This window comes from Paenibacillus sp. LS-5 (assembly GCF_056121505.1).
In genome coordinates, this window is record NZ_JBWAVA010000027.1 from 1 (window position 1) to 17,996 (window position 17,996).

The 17,996-nt window shown below is 49.5% G+C and carries 16 protein-coding genes and 1 tRNA gene; 2 read left to right on the forward strand and 15 right to left on the reverse strand.

Annotation, left to right across the window (positions count from 1 at the left end; genetic code table 11):
• The 8 genes from rnr to AC0MA3_RS25070 form a co-directional block, all read right to left on the reverse strand.
• A partial coding sequence (gene rnr / locus AC0MA3_RS25035) for a ribonuclease R (RefSeq protein ID WP_474658203.1) occupies window positions 1-2,458 on the reverse strand: 2,458 nt, incomplete at its 3' end.
• 344 nt (window positions 2,459-2,802) lie between these two features.
• The gene (secG, locus tag AC0MA3_RS25040) at window positions 2,803-3,036 is read right to left on the reverse strand and encodes a preprotein translocase subunit SecG (protein ID WP_074088735.1); all 234 of its coding nucleotides are present in this window, start codon (window positions 3,034-3,036) and stop codon (window positions 2,803-2,805) included.
• Window positions 3,037-3,213: 177 nt separating this feature from the next.
• Window positions 3,214-4,500 carry a phosphopyruvate hydratase gene (gene eno / locus AC0MA3_RS25045; RefSeq protein ID WP_379163457.1) on the reverse strand — a complete coding sequence of 429 codons (1,287 nt, stop codon included), beginning with the start codon at window positions 4,498-4,500 and terminating at the stop codon, window positions 3,214-3,216.
• A gap of 60 nt (window positions 4,501-4,560) precedes the next feature.
• Window positions 4,561-6,105, reverse strand: a complete 1,545-nt coding sequence (gene gpmI / locus AC0MA3_RS25050; protein ID WP_474658185.1) for a 2,3-bisphosphoglycerate-independent phosphoglycerate mutase — start codon at window positions 6,103-6,105, stop codon at window positions 4,561-4,563.
• 2 nt (window positions 6,106-6,107) lie between these two features.
• The gene (gene tpiA / locus AC0MA3_RS25055; protein ID WP_074103415.1) at window positions 6,108-6,863 is read right to left on the reverse strand and encodes a triose-phosphate isomerase; all 756 of its coding nucleotides are present in this window, start codon (window positions 6,861-6,863) and stop codon (window positions 6,108-6,110) included.
• A gap of 33 nt (window positions 6,864-6,896) precedes the next feature.
• The gene (locus AC0MA3_RS25060) at window positions 6,897-8,078 is read right to left on the reverse strand and encodes a phosphoglycerate kinase (RefSeq protein WP_474658186.1); all 1,182 of its coding nucleotides are present in this window, start codon (window positions 8,076-8,078) and stop codon (window positions 6,897-6,899) included.
• Between the two features lie 112 nt (window positions 8,079-8,190).
• Window positions 8,191-9,201 (reverse strand): type I glyceraldehyde-3-phosphate dehydrogenase, encoded by a 1,011-nt coding sequence (gap, locus tag AC0MA3_RS25065; RefSeq protein ID WP_379163448.1) that lies wholly within the window; start codon window positions 9,199-9,201, stop codon window positions 8,191-8,193.
• A 116-nt stretch (window positions 9,202-9,317) separates the two neighbouring features.
• Complete coding sequence (locus AC0MA3_RS25070; protein WP_379163445.1) at window positions 9,318-10,370, reverse strand: sugar-binding transcriptional regulator; 1,053 nt, start codon at window positions 10,368-10,370, stop codon at window positions 9,318-9,320.
• A gap of 331 nt (window positions 10,371-10,701) precedes the next feature.
• On the opposite strand from AC0MA3_RS25070, the gene AC0MA3_RS25075 reads away from it, so the two are divergent.
• Window positions 10,702-10,776, forward strand: a tRNA-Arg gene (locus AC0MA3_RS25075).
• 192 nt (window positions 10,777-10,968) lie between these two features.
• A complete protein-coding gene (clpP, locus tag AC0MA3_RS25080; protein ID WP_379163442.1) occupies window positions 10,969-11,565 on the forward strand; it encodes an ATP-dependent Clp endopeptidase proteolytic subunit ClpP in 597 nt (198 codons plus the stop codon).
• Between the two features lie 78 nt (window positions 11,566-11,643).
• On the opposite strand, the gene AC0MA3_RS25085 is transcribed toward clpP, so the two are convergent.
• The 7 genes from AC0MA3_RS25085 to rapZ all read right to left on the reverse strand — a co-directional run bounded on the left by AC0MA3_RS25085 (window position 11,644) and on the right by rapZ (window position 17,954).
• A complete protein-coding gene (locus AC0MA3_RS25085) occupies window positions 11,644-12,282 on the reverse strand; it encodes a GDSL-type esterase/lipase family protein (RefSeq protein ID WP_474658187.1) in 639 nt (212 codons plus the stop codon).
• Between the two features lie 130 nt (window positions 12,283-12,412).
• Window positions 12,413-13,513: a PdaC/SigV domain-containing protein gene (locus AC0MA3_RS25090; RefSeq protein ID WP_474658188.1), complete on the reverse strand. Its 1,101-nt coding sequence runs from the start codon at window positions 13,511-13,513 to the stop codon at window positions 12,413-12,415.
• A gap of 233 nt (window positions 13,514-13,746) precedes the next feature.
• Complete coding sequence (locus AC0MA3_RS25095) at window positions 13,747-14,505, reverse strand: SIMPL domain-containing protein (RefSeq protein WP_379163432.1); 759 nt, start codon at window positions 14,503-14,505, stop codon at window positions 13,747-13,749.
• Window positions 14,506-14,730: 225 nt separating this feature from the next.
• Window positions 14,731-15,000: an HPr family phosphocarrier protein gene (locus AC0MA3_RS25100; RefSeq protein ID WP_019914358.1), complete on the reverse strand. Its 270-nt coding sequence runs from the start codon at window positions 14,998-15,000 to the stop codon at window positions 14,731-14,733.
• A 97-nt stretch (window positions 15,001-15,097) separates the two neighbouring features.
• Complete coding sequence (gene whiA / locus AC0MA3_RS25105) at window positions 15,098-16,027, reverse strand: DNA-binding protein WhiA (RefSeq protein WP_379163547.1); 930 nt, start codon at window positions 16,025-16,027, stop codon at window positions 15,098-15,100.
• A gap of 35 nt (window positions 16,028-16,062) precedes the next feature.
• Window positions 16,063-16,998 carry a gluconeogenesis factor YvcK family protein gene (locus AC0MA3_RS25110; protein WP_379163544.1) on the reverse strand — a complete coding sequence of 312 codons (936 nt, stop codon included), beginning with the start codon at window positions 16,996-16,998 and terminating at the stop codon, window positions 16,063-16,065.
• Window positions 16,999-17,054: 56 nt separating this feature from the next.
• Window positions 17,055-17,954, reverse strand: a complete 900-nt coding sequence (rapZ, locus tag AC0MA3_RS25115; protein ID WP_379163429.1) for an RNase adapter RapZ — start codon at window positions 17,952-17,954, stop codon at window positions 17,055-17,057.
• Window positions 17,955-17,996 lie beyond the last annotated feature (42 nt).

The following is a 17,996-nucleotide window of genomic DNA, read 5'->3' on the forward strand; positions in this document are numbered from 1 at the left end:
GGCGCGCGGCCTCTGCAGGGCCGCCGCCGCGCTTGCCGCGTCCGCCAGCCGGCGCACCGCCGCTGGCCTCTGCCGCTGCGCGCGGCTCTTCTCCGGCGCGTGCTACCGCGCCGGGCTTGCCCTTGCCGGCGTGTGCTGCGCCGCCGGTTTTGCCCTTGCCCGCGCCGCCAGCGCTGCCGGGCTTGCCTTTACCGCCGGTGCGGCCCTTGCCGCCGCCGGCTTTGCCACCAGGCGGCTTGGCGAAGCCGCCGCCACCGTTCCCACGGCCGCCTTTGCCTCCGCGGCCGCCACCATAGCTGCGGTGCTCACCTGCCGCGCGTGGCTTCATGTCGACCAGCTCGAAATCGATCGTATGGTCATCCATATTAACCTTGGCGACACGGATCTTCACCTCGTCACCGATGCGGAACACCTTGGAGGTCCGCTCGCCGATGAGCGCCATATGGGCTTCGTCGAAGTGGTAGTAATCATCGCTGAGCGCGCTAAGGCGGATCAGGCCTTCGACGGTATTCTCCAGCTCGATGAACATACCGAAGCTGGTAACACTGCTGATCATGGCATCGAACTCCTCGCCGACCTTGTCCTGCATGTACTCCGCTTTCTTCAGCTGTTCTGTATCACGCTCAGCTTCAACGGCTACACGCTCGCGTTCTGAGGACTGCTGGGCAATATCCGGCATCCGACTGGCTAGGTATTCATGACGTTTCTCTGTAAGCGCCCCGCCATTCTCGATGACCTCACGCATGACACGGTGAATGACAAGGTCCGGATAACGACGGATCGGCGACGTGAAGTGGGAGTAGAATTCTGCTGCCAGCCCAAAGTGGCCGGTGCTCTCCGCATCATATTTCGCCTGCTTCATAGAGCGCAGCATCATGGTACTGATGACGGTCTGCTCCTTCGTCCCTTGAATCTGCTCCAGCAGATCCTGCAGGGCGCGGGGGTGTACCGAATTGCCCCGGCCTTTGACATGATAGCCAAAGTTCGCTGCGAAGGCCATGAAGTTCTGAAGCTTCTCCGGGTCCGGGTCTTCGTGAATCCGGTAGAGGAACGGCACCTTCAGCCAGTGGAAATGCTCAGCCACAGTCTCGTTGGCCGCCAGCATGAATTCCTCGATAATCTGTTCGGCCACGGAACGCTCGCGTTTTACGATATCTATGGCCTTGCCGCTCTCATCGACAATAATCTTGCTCTCTTCAAAATCGAAATCAACTGCACCGCGGCGCATCCGGGCATCGCGCAGCTTCATCGCCAGCTCTTTCATCAGTCGGAAGTCGTCAATCAGCGGAGCATAGCGCTCCAGCAGCTCGGGGTCTTCGTCCTCGACGATTTTGCGGACATCAGAATACGTCATTCTTTCTTTGGTGCGGATTACGCTTGTAAAGACATCATGCTTCACGACCTTCATATGCTCGTCGAATTCCATCTCACAGGACATCGTCAGCCGATCCACCTTGGGATTCAAACTGCAGATCCCGTTCGACAGACGATGAGGCAGCATTGGAATTACCCGGTCGACCAGATACACGCTGCAGCCGCGGTCATACGCTTCTTTATCCAGCTCAGAGCCTTCGCGTACGTAATAACCAACGTCAGCGATATGCACGCCCAGCTTGTAATGTCCATTCTCCAGACGAGATACGTTTACTGCATCATCCAAATCTTTGGCGTCCGCACCATCGATGGTAACGATGTTCAGCCCGCGCAGATCCCGGCGTCCCTGCTGAACGATCTCATCCTCCGTAATCGAATCCGGGGCCTGCTCCGCTTCATGCATCACTTCACCCGGGAAAGCCTCCGGCAGCTGGTGCTTGCGGATCACTGACAGAATATCCACTCCCGGGTCATCCTTATGCCCGAGAATCTCAATAATTTCTCCCTCAGCCGCTGCTCGGCCTTCCGGGTAATTCACAATGCGGACTACGACCTTTTCACCGTCAACCGCCCCTTTGAAGGACTGCTTCGGAATAAAAATATCCCGGTTAATCCGCTTGTCATCCGGCAGCACAAAGCCATAGGTTTCCAGACTCTGGAACACACCTACGGTCTGCAGCACCCCTCTTTTGACGATCCGTACGACTTCACCTTCCATCCGCCCGCCAGACGGACTACGCGATGTAATGCGAACCAGCACGATATCACCGTTCATCGCACCCTTCAGATCATTGGCATTGATATAGATATCGGGATGATCGCGGTCATCCGGGATGAGAAAAGCAAACCCCTTCGCGTGTGCCTGCACACGTCCTCGCACCATATCCATACGCTCCGGTACCCCATAGCGGGCATTGCGGGTCAGGATCATTCTTCCGTCTTGCTCCAATGAGAGCAGTAAATCTTCGAATGCTTTGAACGCCTCGCTCTCCTCAATAGCGAAATGACTCACCAGTTCATCATAAGTGAGCGGTTTATAAGCGGTCTCCCGCATGAAATCCAATAATTGTTCCTGTGTTATCAAATTAGTCACCTCGGCCCTCCGCAGCATTCGTGTGCTGCTGGCATATGTATGTCTTGTCCTGTATTGCCTGTGCGTATCCCAGTAAATTTTACCTTTATATACTCATACCCTAGTATACACGAAATCAATCCCCGGCATCCCTTTTATGATCAACCGATGGTTCAAGCAATAGAAAATTCCATCATCGAAAAACCGTATCTTTCAAAACAACCCCGCAAAGTAAAACCTGGGCATTGAAGCTTACTCAGGTACTTTGCGGGGCCCCTTTAGACAAATATAATCTAAGCTCCATACAAAAAAGCCTCCGCTCCATAAGAACAGAGCGAAAGCTTGTTGTTAGCAATCTAGTCAACCAGAACAGCCACAAGGATCGACATAATGAAGAATCCTGCTGCCAGTCCAACCGTTACGCGTTGCAGTACTAGCTCCATACCACGCGCTTTGGTCTTACCAAAGAGATGCTCAGCACCGCCGGAGATGGCACCGGAAAGACCTGCGCTTTTCCCCTTTTGCAGAAGAACGACCGCAATCAGACCGACGGAAAAAATCAGGAGCACTACTTTCAAAAAGATATCCATTCACTTCCACCTCCTACGTCCAAGCATCACTATCTATGCTAATTTAAATTTCACGAATTCATAAACAGCATTTTTATTTTATCATAGGAGAGATTCGAATACAACTGATTGAGAGTAGATAGGCAAAAAAAGCCTGCCGGGTTCGGCAGGCTCTGTATTTATTTTTCTCAAAAGAAATTATCTTTTGAGATTGTAGAAGGATTTCAGGCCGTTGTATTGAGCCAATTCGCCCAGTTCGTCTTCAATGCGAAGCAATTGGTTGTATTTAGCAACACGGTCTGTACGGGAAGGAGCACCTGTTTTGATCTGACCTGCGTTAGTTGCAACTGCGATGTCAGCGATTGTGCTATCTTCGGATTCACCGGAACGGTGAGAGATAACTGCTGTGTAACCAGCACGTTTAGCCATTTCGATAGCATCGAAGGTTTCAGTCAATGTACCAATTTGGTTAACCTTAACCAGGATGGAGTTACCGATACCTTTTTCGATACCTGTAGCAAGACGCTCAGTGTTAGTAACGAACAAGTCGTCACCAACCAATTGGACTTTATCGCCCAATTTTTCAGTAAGCAATTTCCAACCTTCCCAGTCGTCTTCGGACATACCGTCTTCGATGGTGATGATAGGATACTTCTCAACCCATGAAGCAAGAAGGTCAACATACTCAGCGGAAGTGTAAGATTTACCTTCGCCAGCAAGTGTGTATTTACCGTCTTTGTAGAACTCGGTGGAAGCAACGTCCATACCCAGGAATACGTCAACACCTGGTTTGTAGCCGGCTTTTTCGATAGCTTCGATGATTGTAGTGATTGCTTCTTCGTTCGAACCAAGGTTCGGTGCGAAACCACCTTCGTCACCTACAGCAGTGTTCAGGCCTTTGGACTGTAGTACGGATTTCAGGTTGTGGAAGATTTCTGCACCTGTACGAAGAGCTTCTTTGAAGCTTGGAGCACCTACAGGAAGAACCATGAACTCTTGTACGTCGATGTTGTTGTCAGCATGTTCACCACCGTTGATGATGTTCATCATTGGTACTGGAAGAGTTTTAGCGTTGAATCCGCCCAGGTATACGTACAAAGGAATATCCAAAGCTGTTGCAGCTGCGCGAGCTACGGCCATAGATACTGCCAGGATTGCGTTAGCGCCTAGCTTGCCTTTGTTAGGAGTTCCGTCCAAAGTGATCATCAGTTTGTCGATGCCCACTTGGTCAAGAGCGTCCATACCGATTACTTCTGGAGCGATAATTTCATTTACGTTCTCAACAGCTTTCAGAACACCTTTACCCATGTAACGGGATTTGTCGCCATCACGAAGCTCTACAGCTTCATGAGCGCCAGTGGAAGCGCCGGAAGGAACGATAGCGCGGCCTTTAGCGCCGGATTCCAGATAAACATCAACCTCTACAGTCGGGTTACCGCGGGAGTCAAGGACTTCGCGTGCATATACGTCAGAAATAATAGTCATATAAGTTAATCTCCTTTTAAATATGGTTTTGGTATTCGTTAATTACTTAGGGGGTATTACTTATTTGCGGCTGGCAATCATGGACTGTCCGGTCATTTCCGCAGGCTGCGGAAGTCCCATCAGGTCCAGAATAGTCGGTGCCACATCTGCGAGAATACCGGATTCGCGCAGTACAACATTTTCGGTGGTTACAATGAAAGGAACCGGGTTGGTGGTATGTGCCGTGAACGGACGACCATTCTCGTCAAACACCATATCCGCATTACCGTGGTCGGCAATGATGATTGCAACGCCACCTTTGGCTACGACTGCATCCACAACCTTACCCACACATTCATCCGTTACCTCTACTGCCTTGATGGTTGGCTCCAGCATGCCGGAGTGTCCTACCATGTCAGGATTGGCAAAGTTCAGGATAATGGCATCTTGTCTGTCTGCTTCGATCTCCGCTACGCAGGCCGCCGCCACTTCGTATGCGCTCATCTCAGGCTTAAGATCATAGGTTGCCACTTTTGGGGAGTTGATCAGAATACGGGTTTCGCCAGGAAGCTCTTCGTCGCGTCCACCGCTGAAGAAGAAGGTTACGTGCGGATACTTCTCAGTTTCCGCGATACGCAGCTGCTTCTTATTCTGCTGTACGAGCACTTCACCCAGCGTATTGTCCAGGTTCTTCGGCGAATACGCCACATAACCTTGAACCGTTTCGCTGAAAGTAGTCAAACATACAAAATGCAGGTTCTGCGGGAACAATGGACCCCGGTCGAAACCGCGGAAATCTGAATTCGTGAATACCTGGGACAGCTGAATGGCACGGTCCGGGCGGAAGTTGAGGAACACGACGGAATCGCCGCTCTCTACAGTCGCTGTCGGTTTGCCTTCGCTGTCTACAATTACACTAGGTTCAACAAATTCGTCATACACAGAATTCTGGTAAGATCCAGTGATTGCCTGCAGAGCATCAGTGTACTTAGGGCCTTCGCCATAGACCATAGCGCGGTATGCCTTCTCTACACGTTCCCAGCGTTTGTCACGGTCCATCGCGAAATACCGTCCGGATACCGTAGCAATCTTGCCTACGCCTACTTCCTCAATCTTCGCGATCAGATCCTGAATGAACTTTTGTCCACTGTCAGGAGGTACATCGCGGCCATCCATGAAAGCATGGATATACACTTCGTGCATATCTTCTTTTTTGGCCAGATCGAGCATAGCAAACAAATGTTTGATATGGCTATGCACCCCACCGTCGGATACAAGCGCATACAGGTGAAGCTTCTTGCCAGTTGACTTAGCGCTTCTTACAGCTGCAACCAGTGTTTCGTTCTCAAAAAATTCCCCGTCACGGATCGACTTGTCGATACGGGTCAGGTCCTGATATACAATCCGGCCGGCACCGATGTTAAGGTGACCCACTTCGGAGTTACCCATCTGTCCTTCCGGCAGTCCCACAGCTTCGCCGCAAGCGGTAAGCGTGGTGTTCGGATACTGTTTCAGGTAGCGGTCATAGTTCGGCTTGTTGGCTTGGGCAACAGCATTGCCTTCAGTCGTGTTGCGCAGACCGAAACCATCCATGATGATCAAAGCAACCGGTTTTGGTGCTGACATCCTTACTTCGCCCCCTCAACCAATGAAACGAACGAAGCAGGCTGCAGACTGGCACCGCCGACGAGCGCGCCGTCGATGTCACTTTGACTCATATACTCCGTAACATTCTCAGGCTTCACACTACCGCCGTATTGAATACGCACGGCTTCAGCAGTCGCTTCATCGTACAGGTCTTTTACAAGTGTACGGATGTAGGCGATAACTTCATTAGCATCCTGGGAAGTAGACGATTTGCCTGTGCCGATAGCCCAGATTGGCTCATAAGCAATAACTACACTTGCAGCCTGTTCCGCACTAAGGCCGGCAAAAGCGCCTTCGGTCTGAACTTTGCATACGTCTTTTGTCTGGTTAGCTTCGCGCTCTTCAAGCTTTTCGCCTACACAGACAATTGGAGTGATGCCGTGGCGGAATGCCGCATGCATCTTCTTGTTCACGATTTCGTCTGTTTCGCCAAAGTATGCACGGCGTTCAGAGTGACCGATGATTACATAATCTACGCCAAGGTCTTTCAGCATTACGCCGCTGATTTCGCCTGTGTAGGCTCCGTTGTCTTCAAAGTGCAGGTTCTGTGCGCCAATCTTGATGCTGGTACCCTTGGCCGCTGCAACCAGTGCCGGCAGATTCGTGAATGGTGCGCAGATTACAGTTTCTACGCCTTTCACTTCTGCCTGGCCTTTGACTTCAGCGAAAAAGCCTTCCGCTTCGGAAACTGTTTTGAACATCTTCCAGTTACCGGCGATAATAGGTGTTCTGCTCATAGTAATGGATTGCCTCCTTCTACCTTCTACGTCTTACTTGTCGTTCAGTGCTTCTACACCAGGAAGAGCCTTGCCTTCCATGAACTCGAGTGATGCGCCGCCGCCAGTGGAGATGTGGTCCATCTGATCAGCCAGGTGGAATTTCTCAGCAGCCGCTGCGGAATCACCACCACCGATAACAGTGTAGCCTTCGGTAGTTGCGCAAGCCTTAGCTACGGCAATTGTACCTTCAGCAAAGATGTCAATTTCGAATACGCCCATAGGTCCGTTCCAAACCACCAGCTTGGAGTTTTTGATAATATCGGCATAAATTTCACGGGTCTTCGGACCGATATCCAGACCTTCCCAGCCTGCAGGAATATCCGTTACATCTACAACCTTGGTGTTGGCATCTGCACCGAACTTGTCAGCGACTACAACGTCAACCGGAAGCACGAAGTTTTTACCCAGCTTTTTGGCTTTCTCGATGAATCCAAGTGCCGCATCGATTTTATCGTTGTCGACCAGGGAATTCCCAATTTCGTAACCTTGAGCTTTGGTGAACGTGTAAGAAAGGCCGCCGCCGATCAGAACATTGTCAGCCAGAGTCAGAAGGTTATCGATAACGTCGATTTTGTCTTTAACTTTAGAACCACCGATGATGGCGGTGAAAGGACGTTCAGGGTTCGACAGAGCTTTACCCAGTACGGACAGTTCTTTCTCCATCAAAAGACCGGATACGGCCGGCAGGAAGTGGGCGATACCTTCAGTGGAAGCATGCGCACGGTGAGCTGCACCGAATGCGTCGTTGACGAACAGATCAGCCAGTTCTGCGAACTGCTTAGCCAGTTCAGGATCGTTCTTTTCTTCGCCCGGATAGAAACGGACATTTTCAAGCACAAGCACATCACCATCGTTCAGTTCAGCGATCTTTGCTTTTACTGCATCGCCGATAGCTTCGTCAGCTTTTGCTACTGGTTTGCCAAGCAGCTCTGACAGACGTACAGCAGCCGTTGTCAAACGCATGGAATCAACAAATTGGCCTTTAGGACGGCCCATGTGGCTGGCCAGAATGACCTTTGCACCGTTCTCAATCAGGTATTTAATCGTTGGAAGGGTTTCGCGGATACGGGTATCATCAGTGATCTTGCCGTCTTCCACTGGCACGTTGAAATCTACACGTACGAATACGCGCTTGCCTTTTACTTCTACATCACGGACACTTTTTTTGTTCATGATTAAATTTCCTCCACACCCAAAATTGGTACAACCACGAATTCATTTAGAAAGAGCGGAAACAAGGAACTTCTGTTTCCGCTCTATAGATACTGCTTATGGGAAATCGGTATTATTTAGCCAGCTTAGCGAAGTGTTCCAAAGTGCGAACGAGCTGTGCAGTGTAGGACATTTCGTTGTCGTACCAAGCAACGGTTTTAACCAGTTGTTTGTCGCCGACAGTTAGAACCTTAGTCTGTGTAGCATCGAACAGGGAACCGAAAGTCATACCTTTGATATCGGAAGATACGATTTCATCTTCAGTGTAGCCATAAGTGTCTGGATCGGAAGCGGCTTTCATAGCTGCATTCAGTTCTTCAACAGTAACATTCTTTTCAAGAACAGTAACGAGCTCAGTCAGGGAACCAGTAGCAACAGGCACACGTTGTGCAGCGCCGTCCAGTTTGCCTTTCAGTGCTGGGATTACCAGACCGATTGCTTTTGCAGCACCGGTAGTGTTAGGGATGATGTTCTCAGCAGCAGCGCGGGCGCGTCTGAAGTCGCCTTTAGCGTGTGGAGCATCAAGTGTGTTCTGGTCGCCAGTGTAAGCGTGGATAGTAGTCATCAGGCCTTCAACGATTCCGAACTTGTCGTTCAGAACTTTTGCCATAGGAGCCAGGCAGTTAGTTGTGCAAGATGCACCGGAGATTACAGTTTCAGTACCATCAAGGATGTCATGGTTAACGTTGTAAACAACGGTCTTCATGTCGCCAGTAGCTGGAGCAGAGATTACTACTTTTTTAGCTCCGCCTTTCAGGTGCTTTTCAGCTGCTTCTTTAGTTGTGAAGAAACCTGTGCACTCCAGAACGATATCTACGCCCAGGTCGCCCCAAGGAAGTTCTTCAGGATTGCGGTTCGCAAGAACCTTAACTTCTTTGCCGTTTACTTTGAAGAAGCCGTCATGTACTTCAACGTCCCCTTGGAATTTACCTTGAGTTGTATCATATTTAAGCAAATGAGCAAGCATCTTAGCGTCAGTCAAGTCATTGATTGCTACCACTTCGATACCTTCTACATTTTGAATACGGCGGAATGCAAGGCGTCCAATACGTCCAAAACCGTTAATACCAACTTTTACACTCATTGAATAGTTCCTCCTAGATTTCGTTTTATTTATTCAAGACAGGCCGTGAGGCTCGTCAAGACAACAATGTTAAGTATAATGCATAAACCCTTTGCTTGCTTCCCATATTATGGAATTTATAGGACTGCCTGGACCTGATTGTCAATTTCTTTACCAATTTCGATAGCCGCCGCCTCATCGGTAACGAGTATATCCTCCTGCCCGAAACGAAGCATCGCATGGATGGCTTTGGACTTTCGTTTGCCTCCGGCGATACCGACAACGACTTCCGTGCGGATAATATCCTCTAGGCGGAGCCCCATAGTCAGCATAGTATGAACAACCTGACCTTCTTCATTGAAATAATAGCCGAACGATTCGGCAACCGCTCCTTCTCCCTGGATTTCTGAGACTGTAGCCTCATCCAGCTTACGGCGGCGGGTCATTTCAATGGCATCCCCAATACCATGCACAATAATTCGCGACCTGCGGATAATTTGTACAATCTCCCCAATGTTCGCATCGAGCCCCAGGGACTGGTAAGCATCTTCACTAAGTAAATCAGGCACATGCAGAAGGCGGTAATTAGCCCCCATCCGTTTGGCCATCTTTGAAGCAATCGTGTTGGCCTGAATCTCCATGCTCTCACCCAATCCCCCGCGCGCTGGTACAACCCAAGCGTTCTTATAGGAAGGAGATAACGGAGGTGTGAGCTGATCAGCCATTTCAGCAAGCGTTGAACCACCCGTAACGGCAATGGTATCATCCGACCGCAATACACCTAGCAATGCTTTGGCGCCCGCGCGTCCGAGCTCACGTTTCGTGAATGGCGAGGTTTCGCAATCACCAGGGACCACAATAACTTTGTTCAGACCATACGTTGTACGAATTTTCTCTTCCAGATCATCCAGGCCAAACAGGCTCTTGGCGATTGGCTCCAGCAGGTCAAGCAGTCTGCGCCCCGCATCGCTTACGCGCATGCCTACGCTCTCGATCTCAATGAGCCCTTGCGATTTCAGAAGATCCGTCTCGGCGCGCAGCACCCGCTCAGTCATATCGAGCGAAGCGGCAAGCGTTCTGCGCCCAATAATATCGGACAGCATGATCTGATGTAGAATCGTGTAACGTCTCTTAAGGGTTTCCATGAGATCAGGCAGAAGCTGCTTTTGGATTTCTAATAAATTACGCATGCTTTCACTCCTGCAACTTCGTCTTCCTCTTATTCCCTTGTTCATGGTCTTAAAATGTCCCGGGTTAACTTTTTAAGTCCCACCCATATTCTACCCAAATATTACGCGGAGTGCAAGTCTTCCGTGAGTATAATTCTCAACCTCTTTTCATCTTATACATCTGGTGGGTAATGGAAAGTGCTGAAAGTCCCGTGACCCTAAGATAAAAGCCCAGGCTGCTGAATATCCACGCACGCTTGCGGCTGACAATGGAGAAGAAAACAAAGATATTTTGCAGCAAAATGATTAGCCGTTGCATTTACAGCCTAAATGGATTATAATAATTTCTGTTGCGCCCGTGGTCCAATGGATATGACGTAGGCCTCCGAAGCCTGAGATCCAAGTTCGATTCTTGGCGGGCGCGCCATTAATTTCATCTTTGTACATAATTTAGCAGCTGTACCTATACTACTTAACCAAAGAGCCACTTGTTGGCTCTTTTTTTATTAACTAAGTTTGACTTTCTTTGACTTTTTGTTTGAATTTGTTTATCATGTGGTTAATACGGTAACAGTAAAAATGAACACATTCGAAGAACCAATTCAAGGAGGTTTTCCACGTGAGTTATATTCCTATGGTAGTAGAACAGAGCAACCGCGGTGAGCGCGCTTATGACATCTATTCCCGCCTGCTGAAGGACCGCATCATTTTCCTCGGAACGGAGGTTAATGACGTGGTAGCCAATTCCATCATCGCACAAATGCTCTTCCTGGCTGCCGAGGATCCGGATAAGGATATTCACCTGTATGTGAACAGCCCTGGCGGTTCCATCACAGCCGGAATGGCTATATTTGATACAATGCAATATATTAAGCCGGATGTCTCCACCATCTGTGTGGGCATGGCCGCTTCCATGGGGGCTTTCCTGCTGAATGCCGGTGCCAAAGGCAAACGATTTGCACTGCCGAACAGTGAAATTATGATCCACCAGCCGCTGGGTGGAGCGCAGGGTCAGGCTACAGACATCGAAATCCGTGCCCGCCGTATCCTTAAGCTTCGCGACAAACTGAACCGTATCTTGTCCGAACGTACTGGCCAACCGCTGGAGCGTATCGAAAAGGATACAGACCGCGACTACTTCATGAGTGCTGCTGATGCAGCTGAATATGGTATCGTCGATAAAGTTATCGAGAAGACGCTGCCTACCGGCGTATAATTCAGAAGAACATACAAAGAGGCTGCCTGGACCATTATGGTCTGAGCAGCCTCTTTTGCATTATATAGTAGCAGTTTGTTATCGCAGCCGGCCGTAACCTAAGGCATCCAGCTTCCCGGCAATTATACGGTAGCCTCTGCCGTTTGGATGCACATGGTCCAGTGACAGCAATCCATGCTCATTGCCGGCGAACTCATGATAGATGGAGGCAAACCCGCATACACTGCTGCTATAGCCCGCTACATAGCCGTTAAACTGCCTTACCCAGTCTGTAGCTTCCGTGAACTGAGGATAAGGATTATAAAGTCCAACCATCCGGATGATAAAGGGGCGGCGGCTGCCGTTCTTGAGCTGCCAGAGAGAACCCATAATCCCGCTGAAATTTCTTTTGCACTCACGAAGTGCCCGTTCCAGCGCTGGAGACAGGTCACCTGGACGAAAGGAGACGGCTTTGGCTGCCTTAATCAGGTCGTTCCCGCCTATGGACAATGTAATAATATCTGCATCCCGGATCGCTTGGCGCATTATGGGTGCACTGCCTAGACGCTGCCCCAATGCAGCCGTAGTTAGACCATTGATGCCAAGGTTGGCTACGCCAACTGGTGCACGGAGCCGGCTCTCTGCCATTTTGCGGTATACAGGTACAAAACCGTTGCCCGGAAGAGCTCCGAATCCGGTTGTCAGGGAATCGCCAATGGCTGTGTACAGATAACTCATTTCCTTCCCCCCTCTTCATAAGCTAGTTTCTCCTATAGCTTATGAATGCGAGAAGTGCCTGGTCACAGAAAGGTATCCCTACACGGCATTAGCGGAGCGGGTTAATCTACTCTTTTATAGTAGACTATACTTATTTCAGCCCAGCGAATGGGCTGCTTCCATCTGGAAGAAGCTCCTTGAAGGTGAACTCATACTCCGGGAACCCGGAAGCATAGGCTGTGTATTCGTAGAGCTGGAAGAAAACGGCCAATCTCCCGTCCTTCACATAAAAATTCTTCTCTGTATTCAGGCCCGTGAACCCTCCCAGGTAACCGCCCTCTGCCTTAATGAGCTTGGATAGCTTCGCATTAAGCTCCTTTTTATAGTTCGGGTTGGCTTTCAGCAAATCCCCGATCAGGAGGCGCTTGCCGTCCTTCAGTGAGAATGTGAACGCATTGTTGTAAGTCATCCCGTGAGCACCCCCAAGATAGCTATACTGGTTCGTGATCAGACTGAGTATGCCGTCCTGGTTGTAGGTGATCACATAACCCCCGTCGAATTCATACGGCCGGTCATCCGAGGATTTATTCGCAATCTCCTTCTCCGCGTCAGCTGCAAACTTGGTGAAGGTCTGCTTTATCGTGTCATTAATCGTTTGCTGGGCCTTGGCATTCGCCAGACCACTGATTTGCGGGTAATCCAGTTTGATTGGTGCATCTTCACGGTCCTTGTCGATACTCTCCGTCTTAACAGTGATGGCATTTTGCGGTTTGCTGATGACATTCAGTCGACCTGTAGACGCACTCCAATCACCTTTATACCCCAGAAAATCATTCAGCAGGTCTAATGGAACAAACAGACGATTGTTGATGTTCACGGCTTGATATTCATTAATATAAAAGTTATTCACTGAAATCGAAATCTCGTAATCGGTAACAGACAACTTAACCTTAGATGTTCCTTTGCCAATCGTATAGGCTTGTTCTGTCTTGTCGTAGGTTAACTGCATCCCCAGAGAATCCCGCAAAAACGTCACCGGGACCCAAACTTTCCCCTCACGGACAATGCCGGTCTGCGGCGTGATTTTGCCGTTCACCTTCAGCACTACTAGCGAGTGTTCTGGATTGGTCTGAACCGTAGCCGAAGCTGCCTGACTCGTCTCTGCCGGCAAAAGCCCTCCGCTTAGCAGAATCCCCGCCGCCATGATCCCTGCGCCCCACACATGGGCTTGTTTCTTCTTGATGTTCTTCATATGATTATCCCCTTCCGCTAGCCTCATTTCCACTCTTCCCATTATAGAGACATCAGGAGCAGCCATTGTTACAAAGCCCTTTACAATTTCTTAAGCTTCGATGGGCTTTTCAGGGCTCCTTATTACATTTCTTTAAACAAAATGAGAGATTTCCACAACCATTCCCCTCAAAAATAAAAAAGGCACTGTTCCCCACTGTAGCCAGCAGAAAAAGTGCCTCTTGAGCAAACAGACTATTTCAGCTCATACATTACGCTAAGCTGCGTTGAAACCTTTACTTCCCCCGGTTCAACGGAAGTGCCGCCAGCAGTATCTGCTGCTGCTTTGGACATCACCGCATTCTCCATGTAGACCACAGGATTGTTGCCGTCATCATTCTGCGTGACTGTAACGACCTGGCCCAGACTGCGTTTGGCCGCTTTGGCAATAGCACCAGCTTTTACATCGGCATTGGCCATGGCCTTCTCAATCACCTGCGCTTCGAATGCAGACGGATCTTCAATAGCAAATTGTGCATTACCAATGTTGTTCGCTCCTGCAGTAGAAACGGCATCCAGCAACTGTCCAACCTTGGCCAGATCACGATAGGTTACCTTCAGCGTATGCTGCGCAATGTAGCCTTTAATCTGCTGACCATCTTTTTCAGTATAGCTGTAGTTCGGTTGTACGCTGAATTGAGTGCTCTGAATGTCTTTATCTGCAATGCCCCAAGTGGTTTTCAGCAGTGCGGTAATCTTGGCGATTTTGGCTCCATTGGTTTTTTGAGCCTCTTCCGCCGTTGCCGCAGTAGTGTTGACCCCGATGGACAGATAGACAACATCCGGTTTGATGGAAAGTTCTCCTTTACCGATCACATTGACGACGTTTTTCTGCACTTCATCGGCGGCGTAAGCCTTCTCAGGACCCTGGAATGCTCCGCTCAAAGCCATCCCCCCCATCATCAAACTCCCTGCCAGCATTACTACTCCAAGCTTTTTGCTCCATGTATTCATGTCTGCTATCCCCTTTCGCTATTTGTAATTGTTGTTGGTACTCTCTAGACGATGCAGCTTGGCAAAAGTTGCATATTACCTCATTGGATAAGAAAGAAATTATACAAGACTGCCAGAACACCTATCTATACCCTTATCCTTTTCAATGCACATCTATACACAGACAATAAAAAAAGCCCCGGAGGGCTTTTAGTCATGCCATTAAAAAGTAAGGCCTTGCAACAATTACTGGTTCTCAAGCTCTTCTTTGCTAACAAGACTTGTCAAAGCGGTTACAGCTTGGTCCGCATCGGCGCCGTCCGCGCTGATATAAATCTCCGTGCCGGAACTGATCGCCAGGCTCATAATACCCATGATGCTTTTAGCGTTCACTTTTTTATCGTCTTTTTCCACGAAAATCTCCGACGAGAATTTGTTTGCTTCTTGCACGAACAATGCTGCCGGCCGAGCGTGAAGCCCCGTCTTCAACCGTACAACTACCGGGTGCTTTGTCATGAAACGCTTACCCCCTATTTGAGATCTGCCCAAAAATTTCACATTAATTTTATAATATTATATCATTATAACCGCAACCACACTAGAAAAAAAATAATCAGCCGCCCCGGACCTTATCAGCCAGCTCGTCAATTTTGCGCAAACGGTGATTTACTCCTGATTTACTGACTGTGCCCTTCAGCATTTCGCCAACTTCCTTAAGGTTAATGTCCGGGTGTGCCAGTCTGATCTCGGCTACTTCGCGCAGCTTATCCGGCAGACTATCCAGTCCCATCTCCCGCTGCAGAAGCTTGATATTCTCGATCTGCCGTACTGCGGCGCTTATGGTTTTGTTCAGGTTAGCCGTCTCGCAGTTGACGATCCGGTTCACGGAATTACGCATGTCACGCATAATCCGCACGTCCTCGAACTTGAACAATGCTTGATGTGCGCCGATCAGACTCAGAAACTCGATGATCTTCTCGCCTTCCTTGATGTACAAAATGAAGCCTTTTTTGCGTTCAATACAACGGGCATTAAGGTGAAACTCACCTGCCAGATCCACCAGTGCCTTGCAGTGCTCCTCATACATCGAAGCAATCTCCAGATGATAAGACGATCCTTCCGGATTGTTAACCGATCCGCCAGCCATAAATGCCCCGCGAAGGTACGCACGTTTGCAGCAGTTCTTGCCGACAATTTCTTCGTCAATTCCATCTGTGAAGATGAAGCCTTCGGACACGATCCGGAGATCCTTGAGAATTTCTTGAACACGGTTTGGAATCCGCACGATATAGACGTTATTCTTCTTCAAACGCATTTTTTTACGCACGAGCAGCTCGATATGGACTTGGTAATATTTCTTAAGTAAAGAATATACCCGCCTTGCAATCGCGGCGTTCTCCGTCGAAATGTCGAGGACTACCTTTTTGCTTGAAAGCTGCACGGAACCGTTCATCCGGATCAGCGCGGACATCTCCGCTTTCTCGCAGCAAGGCTGGCTCTCCACCATCGTCAGCTCTTTTTTGGTAAGGGCCGCAAAAGACAAGGGGCTCACCTCTTTCATGTTCCTACAAAATAGACTTATCTGGAAATCCAGTCTTTCACAAGCTGGTAAATATGATGACTAAGCTTATCTGTATCATGCCTCAGATAGGTCTTGAATAATACCAGCTTATCGGCAATCACTTTGTAGCCGTTACCATCCACCACATCAAGATCAAGCTGGACAGGCCGGGCACCCTTTTCTGCATACTTCAACTGTACCTGCTCGGGAATCTCGCCATCGTTCACGATCACATAATCGAACAAATGAAGTCCTATGTGGTCATAGACGGCCTGAAGGTGGTCACTAACTGTATAGTTGTCCGTTTCACCAGGCTGGGTCATCACGTTGCAGACAAAGATTTTGATCGCATCCGAAGCCACAACGGCCTCTGCCAGCTTAGGCACCAGCAAATTTGGCAAGATACTCGTGTATAGGCTGCCAGGTCCACATAGAATTGCATCGGCATTACGTATCGCCTCCAGTGCCTCCGGCAGCGGCTCTACATTAGCTGGTTCCAGGGAGATTCTTTTGATGACCCCTCTAGCTTCAGGGATTTTGGACTCACCTGTGATTATAGAGCCATCAGCCATCTCAGCGTGCAGCACTACCGCCTCACCCGCGGCAGGTAGCACGCGTCCGCGCACGGCGAATAACCGGCTCAGCTCCCGGACGGCAGTGACAAAATCACCGGAAATGTCCGTAAGCGCCGCCAGGATCAGATTGCCCAGGCTATGCCCAGCCAAGCCTTCGCCACTGCTGAAGCGGTATCTCATAATCTGGGCCATGAGCGGTTCTACATCAGCCATTGCTGTCAATACGTTGCGGATATCACCAGGGGGTGGCATTTGCAGTTCACTTCGGAGTATGCCAGAGCTCCCCCCGTCATCCGCAACAGTAACTATCGCTGTAATATCAAGCGGCTTTTCCTTCAAACCGCGAAGCATAACAGACAATCCCGTACCTCCACCCATAACGACGATACGTGGACGCTGTCCTTGTTCTTCAGCCACTATTGACCCCTTCTCTCTTAATGCCGGTCACGTTCAGAGTCCCGGTGGCTGACGGCTACAGACTCCGTCTCGCTAACCCCCAGCATCTTGCCCAGGTATTCGGATATTGCTACAGAGCGGTGTTTGCCACCCGTACAGCCAATACCGATAATAATCTGGGATTTGCCTTCTTTCCGGTACTGCGGTATCAGGAAATGAAGCATATCCAGCAGTTTGGTCAGAAACGTCTGTGTCTCTGGCCATTTCATAACATAATCGTAAACCTCGCTATCTTGACCCGTCTTTGGCCGCAAATGATCCACATAATGAGGATTCGGCAAAAAACGGACATCAAATACCAGGTCTGCGTCGATCGGAATTCCGTATTTGAAGCCAAACGAAGTGATATTAACAGAAAGTGTGCTTTTACCTAAATGGGAAAAACGTGATACGATCTTCTCCTTTAGCTGGACGGGCTTCATGCTGCTGGTGTCCAGACATAAGGTGGCAGAGTTCTTCAACTCCTCCAGCATCTGACGTTCCAGGCGGATACCATCTAGCGGCATGCCTTTAGGTGCCAGCGGATGATGCCGCCGGCTCTCCTTGTAACGTTGTACCAGTACAGAATCCGTTGCATCCAGAAAGAGAATCTCAAAACCGATCGTAGACTCGTCTTTGATATAGGACAATGATTCCGACAAAGCGGTGAAGAACTCTCTCCCGCGCAAATCGATAACAAGCGCTACTTTGGCGATTTTCCCTTTGGATTGCTCAATCAGCTCAGCAAATTTGGGAATCAGCACCGGCGGCAAATTATCCACACAGAAAAACCCGAGATCCTCCAGACTCTGTACAGCAATCGTCTTGCCTGCACCTGACATGCCCGTAATAATGATCAGGGTGGCACCACCGGGCGGTGATTGTTCCAGTTCGGTCATCAAAGCGCCCCCTCCCTATAAATAGTATATGAAGAATTCCAT

What these genes read in the sequence shown, in the direction of transcription:
- secG (WP_074088735.1), bottom strand. Translation starts at nt 3,036, where the DNA reads ATGGATATCTTTTTGAAAGTAGTGCTCCTGATTTTTTCCGTCGGTCTG.
- eno (WP_379163457.1), bottom strand. Translation starts at nt 4,500, where the DNA reads ATGACTATTATTTCTGACGTATATGCACGCGAAGTCCTTGACTCCCGC.
- gpmI (WP_474658185.1), bottom strand. Translation starts at nt 6,105, where the DNA reads ATGTCAGCACCAAAACCGGTTGCTTTGATCATCATGGATGGTTTCGGT.
- tpiA (WP_074103415.1), bottom strand. Translation starts at nt 6,863, where the DNA reads ATGAGCAGAACACCTATTATCGCCGGTAACTGGAAGATGTTCAAAACA.
- AC0MA3_RS25060 (WP_474658186.1), bottom strand. Translation starts at nt 8,078, where the DNA reads ATGAACAAAAAAAGTGTCCGTGATGTAGAAGTAAAAGGCAAGCGCGTA.
- gap (WP_379163448.1), bottom strand. Translation starts at nt 9,201, where the DNA reads ATGAGTGTAAAAGTTGGTATTAACGGTTTTGGACGTATTGGACGCCTT.
- AC0MA3_RS25070 (WP_379163445.1), bottom strand. Translation starts at nt 10,370, where the DNA reads ATGCGTAATTTATTAGAAATCCAAAAGCAGCTTCTGCCTGATCTCATG.
- AC0MA3_RS25085 (WP_474658187.1), bottom strand. Translation starts at nt 12,282, where the DNA reads ATGAGTTATCTGTACACAGCCATTGGCGATTCCCTGACAACCGGATTC.
- AC0MA3_RS25090 (WP_474658188.1), bottom strand. Translation starts at nt 13,513, where the DNA reads ATGAAGAACATCAAGAAGAAACAAGCCCATGTGTGGGGCGCAGGGATC.
- AC0MA3_RS25095 (WP_379163432.1), bottom strand. Translation starts at nt 14,505, where the DNA reads ATGAATACATGGAGCAAAAAGCTTGGAGTAGTAATGCTGGCAGGGAGT.
- AC0MA3_RS25100 (WP_019914358.1), bottom strand. Translation starts at nt 15,000, where the DNA reads ATGACAAAGCACCCGGTAGTTGTACGGTTGAAGACGGGGCTTCACGCT.
- AC0MA3_RS25110 (WP_379163544.1), bottom strand. Translation starts at nt 16,998, where the DNA reads ATGGGTGGAGGTACGGGATTGTCTGTTATGCTTCGCGGTTTGAAGGAA.
- rapZ (WP_379163429.1), bottom strand. Translation starts at nt 17,954, where the DNA reads ATGACCGAACTGGAACAATCACCGCCCGGTGGTGCCACCCTGATCATT.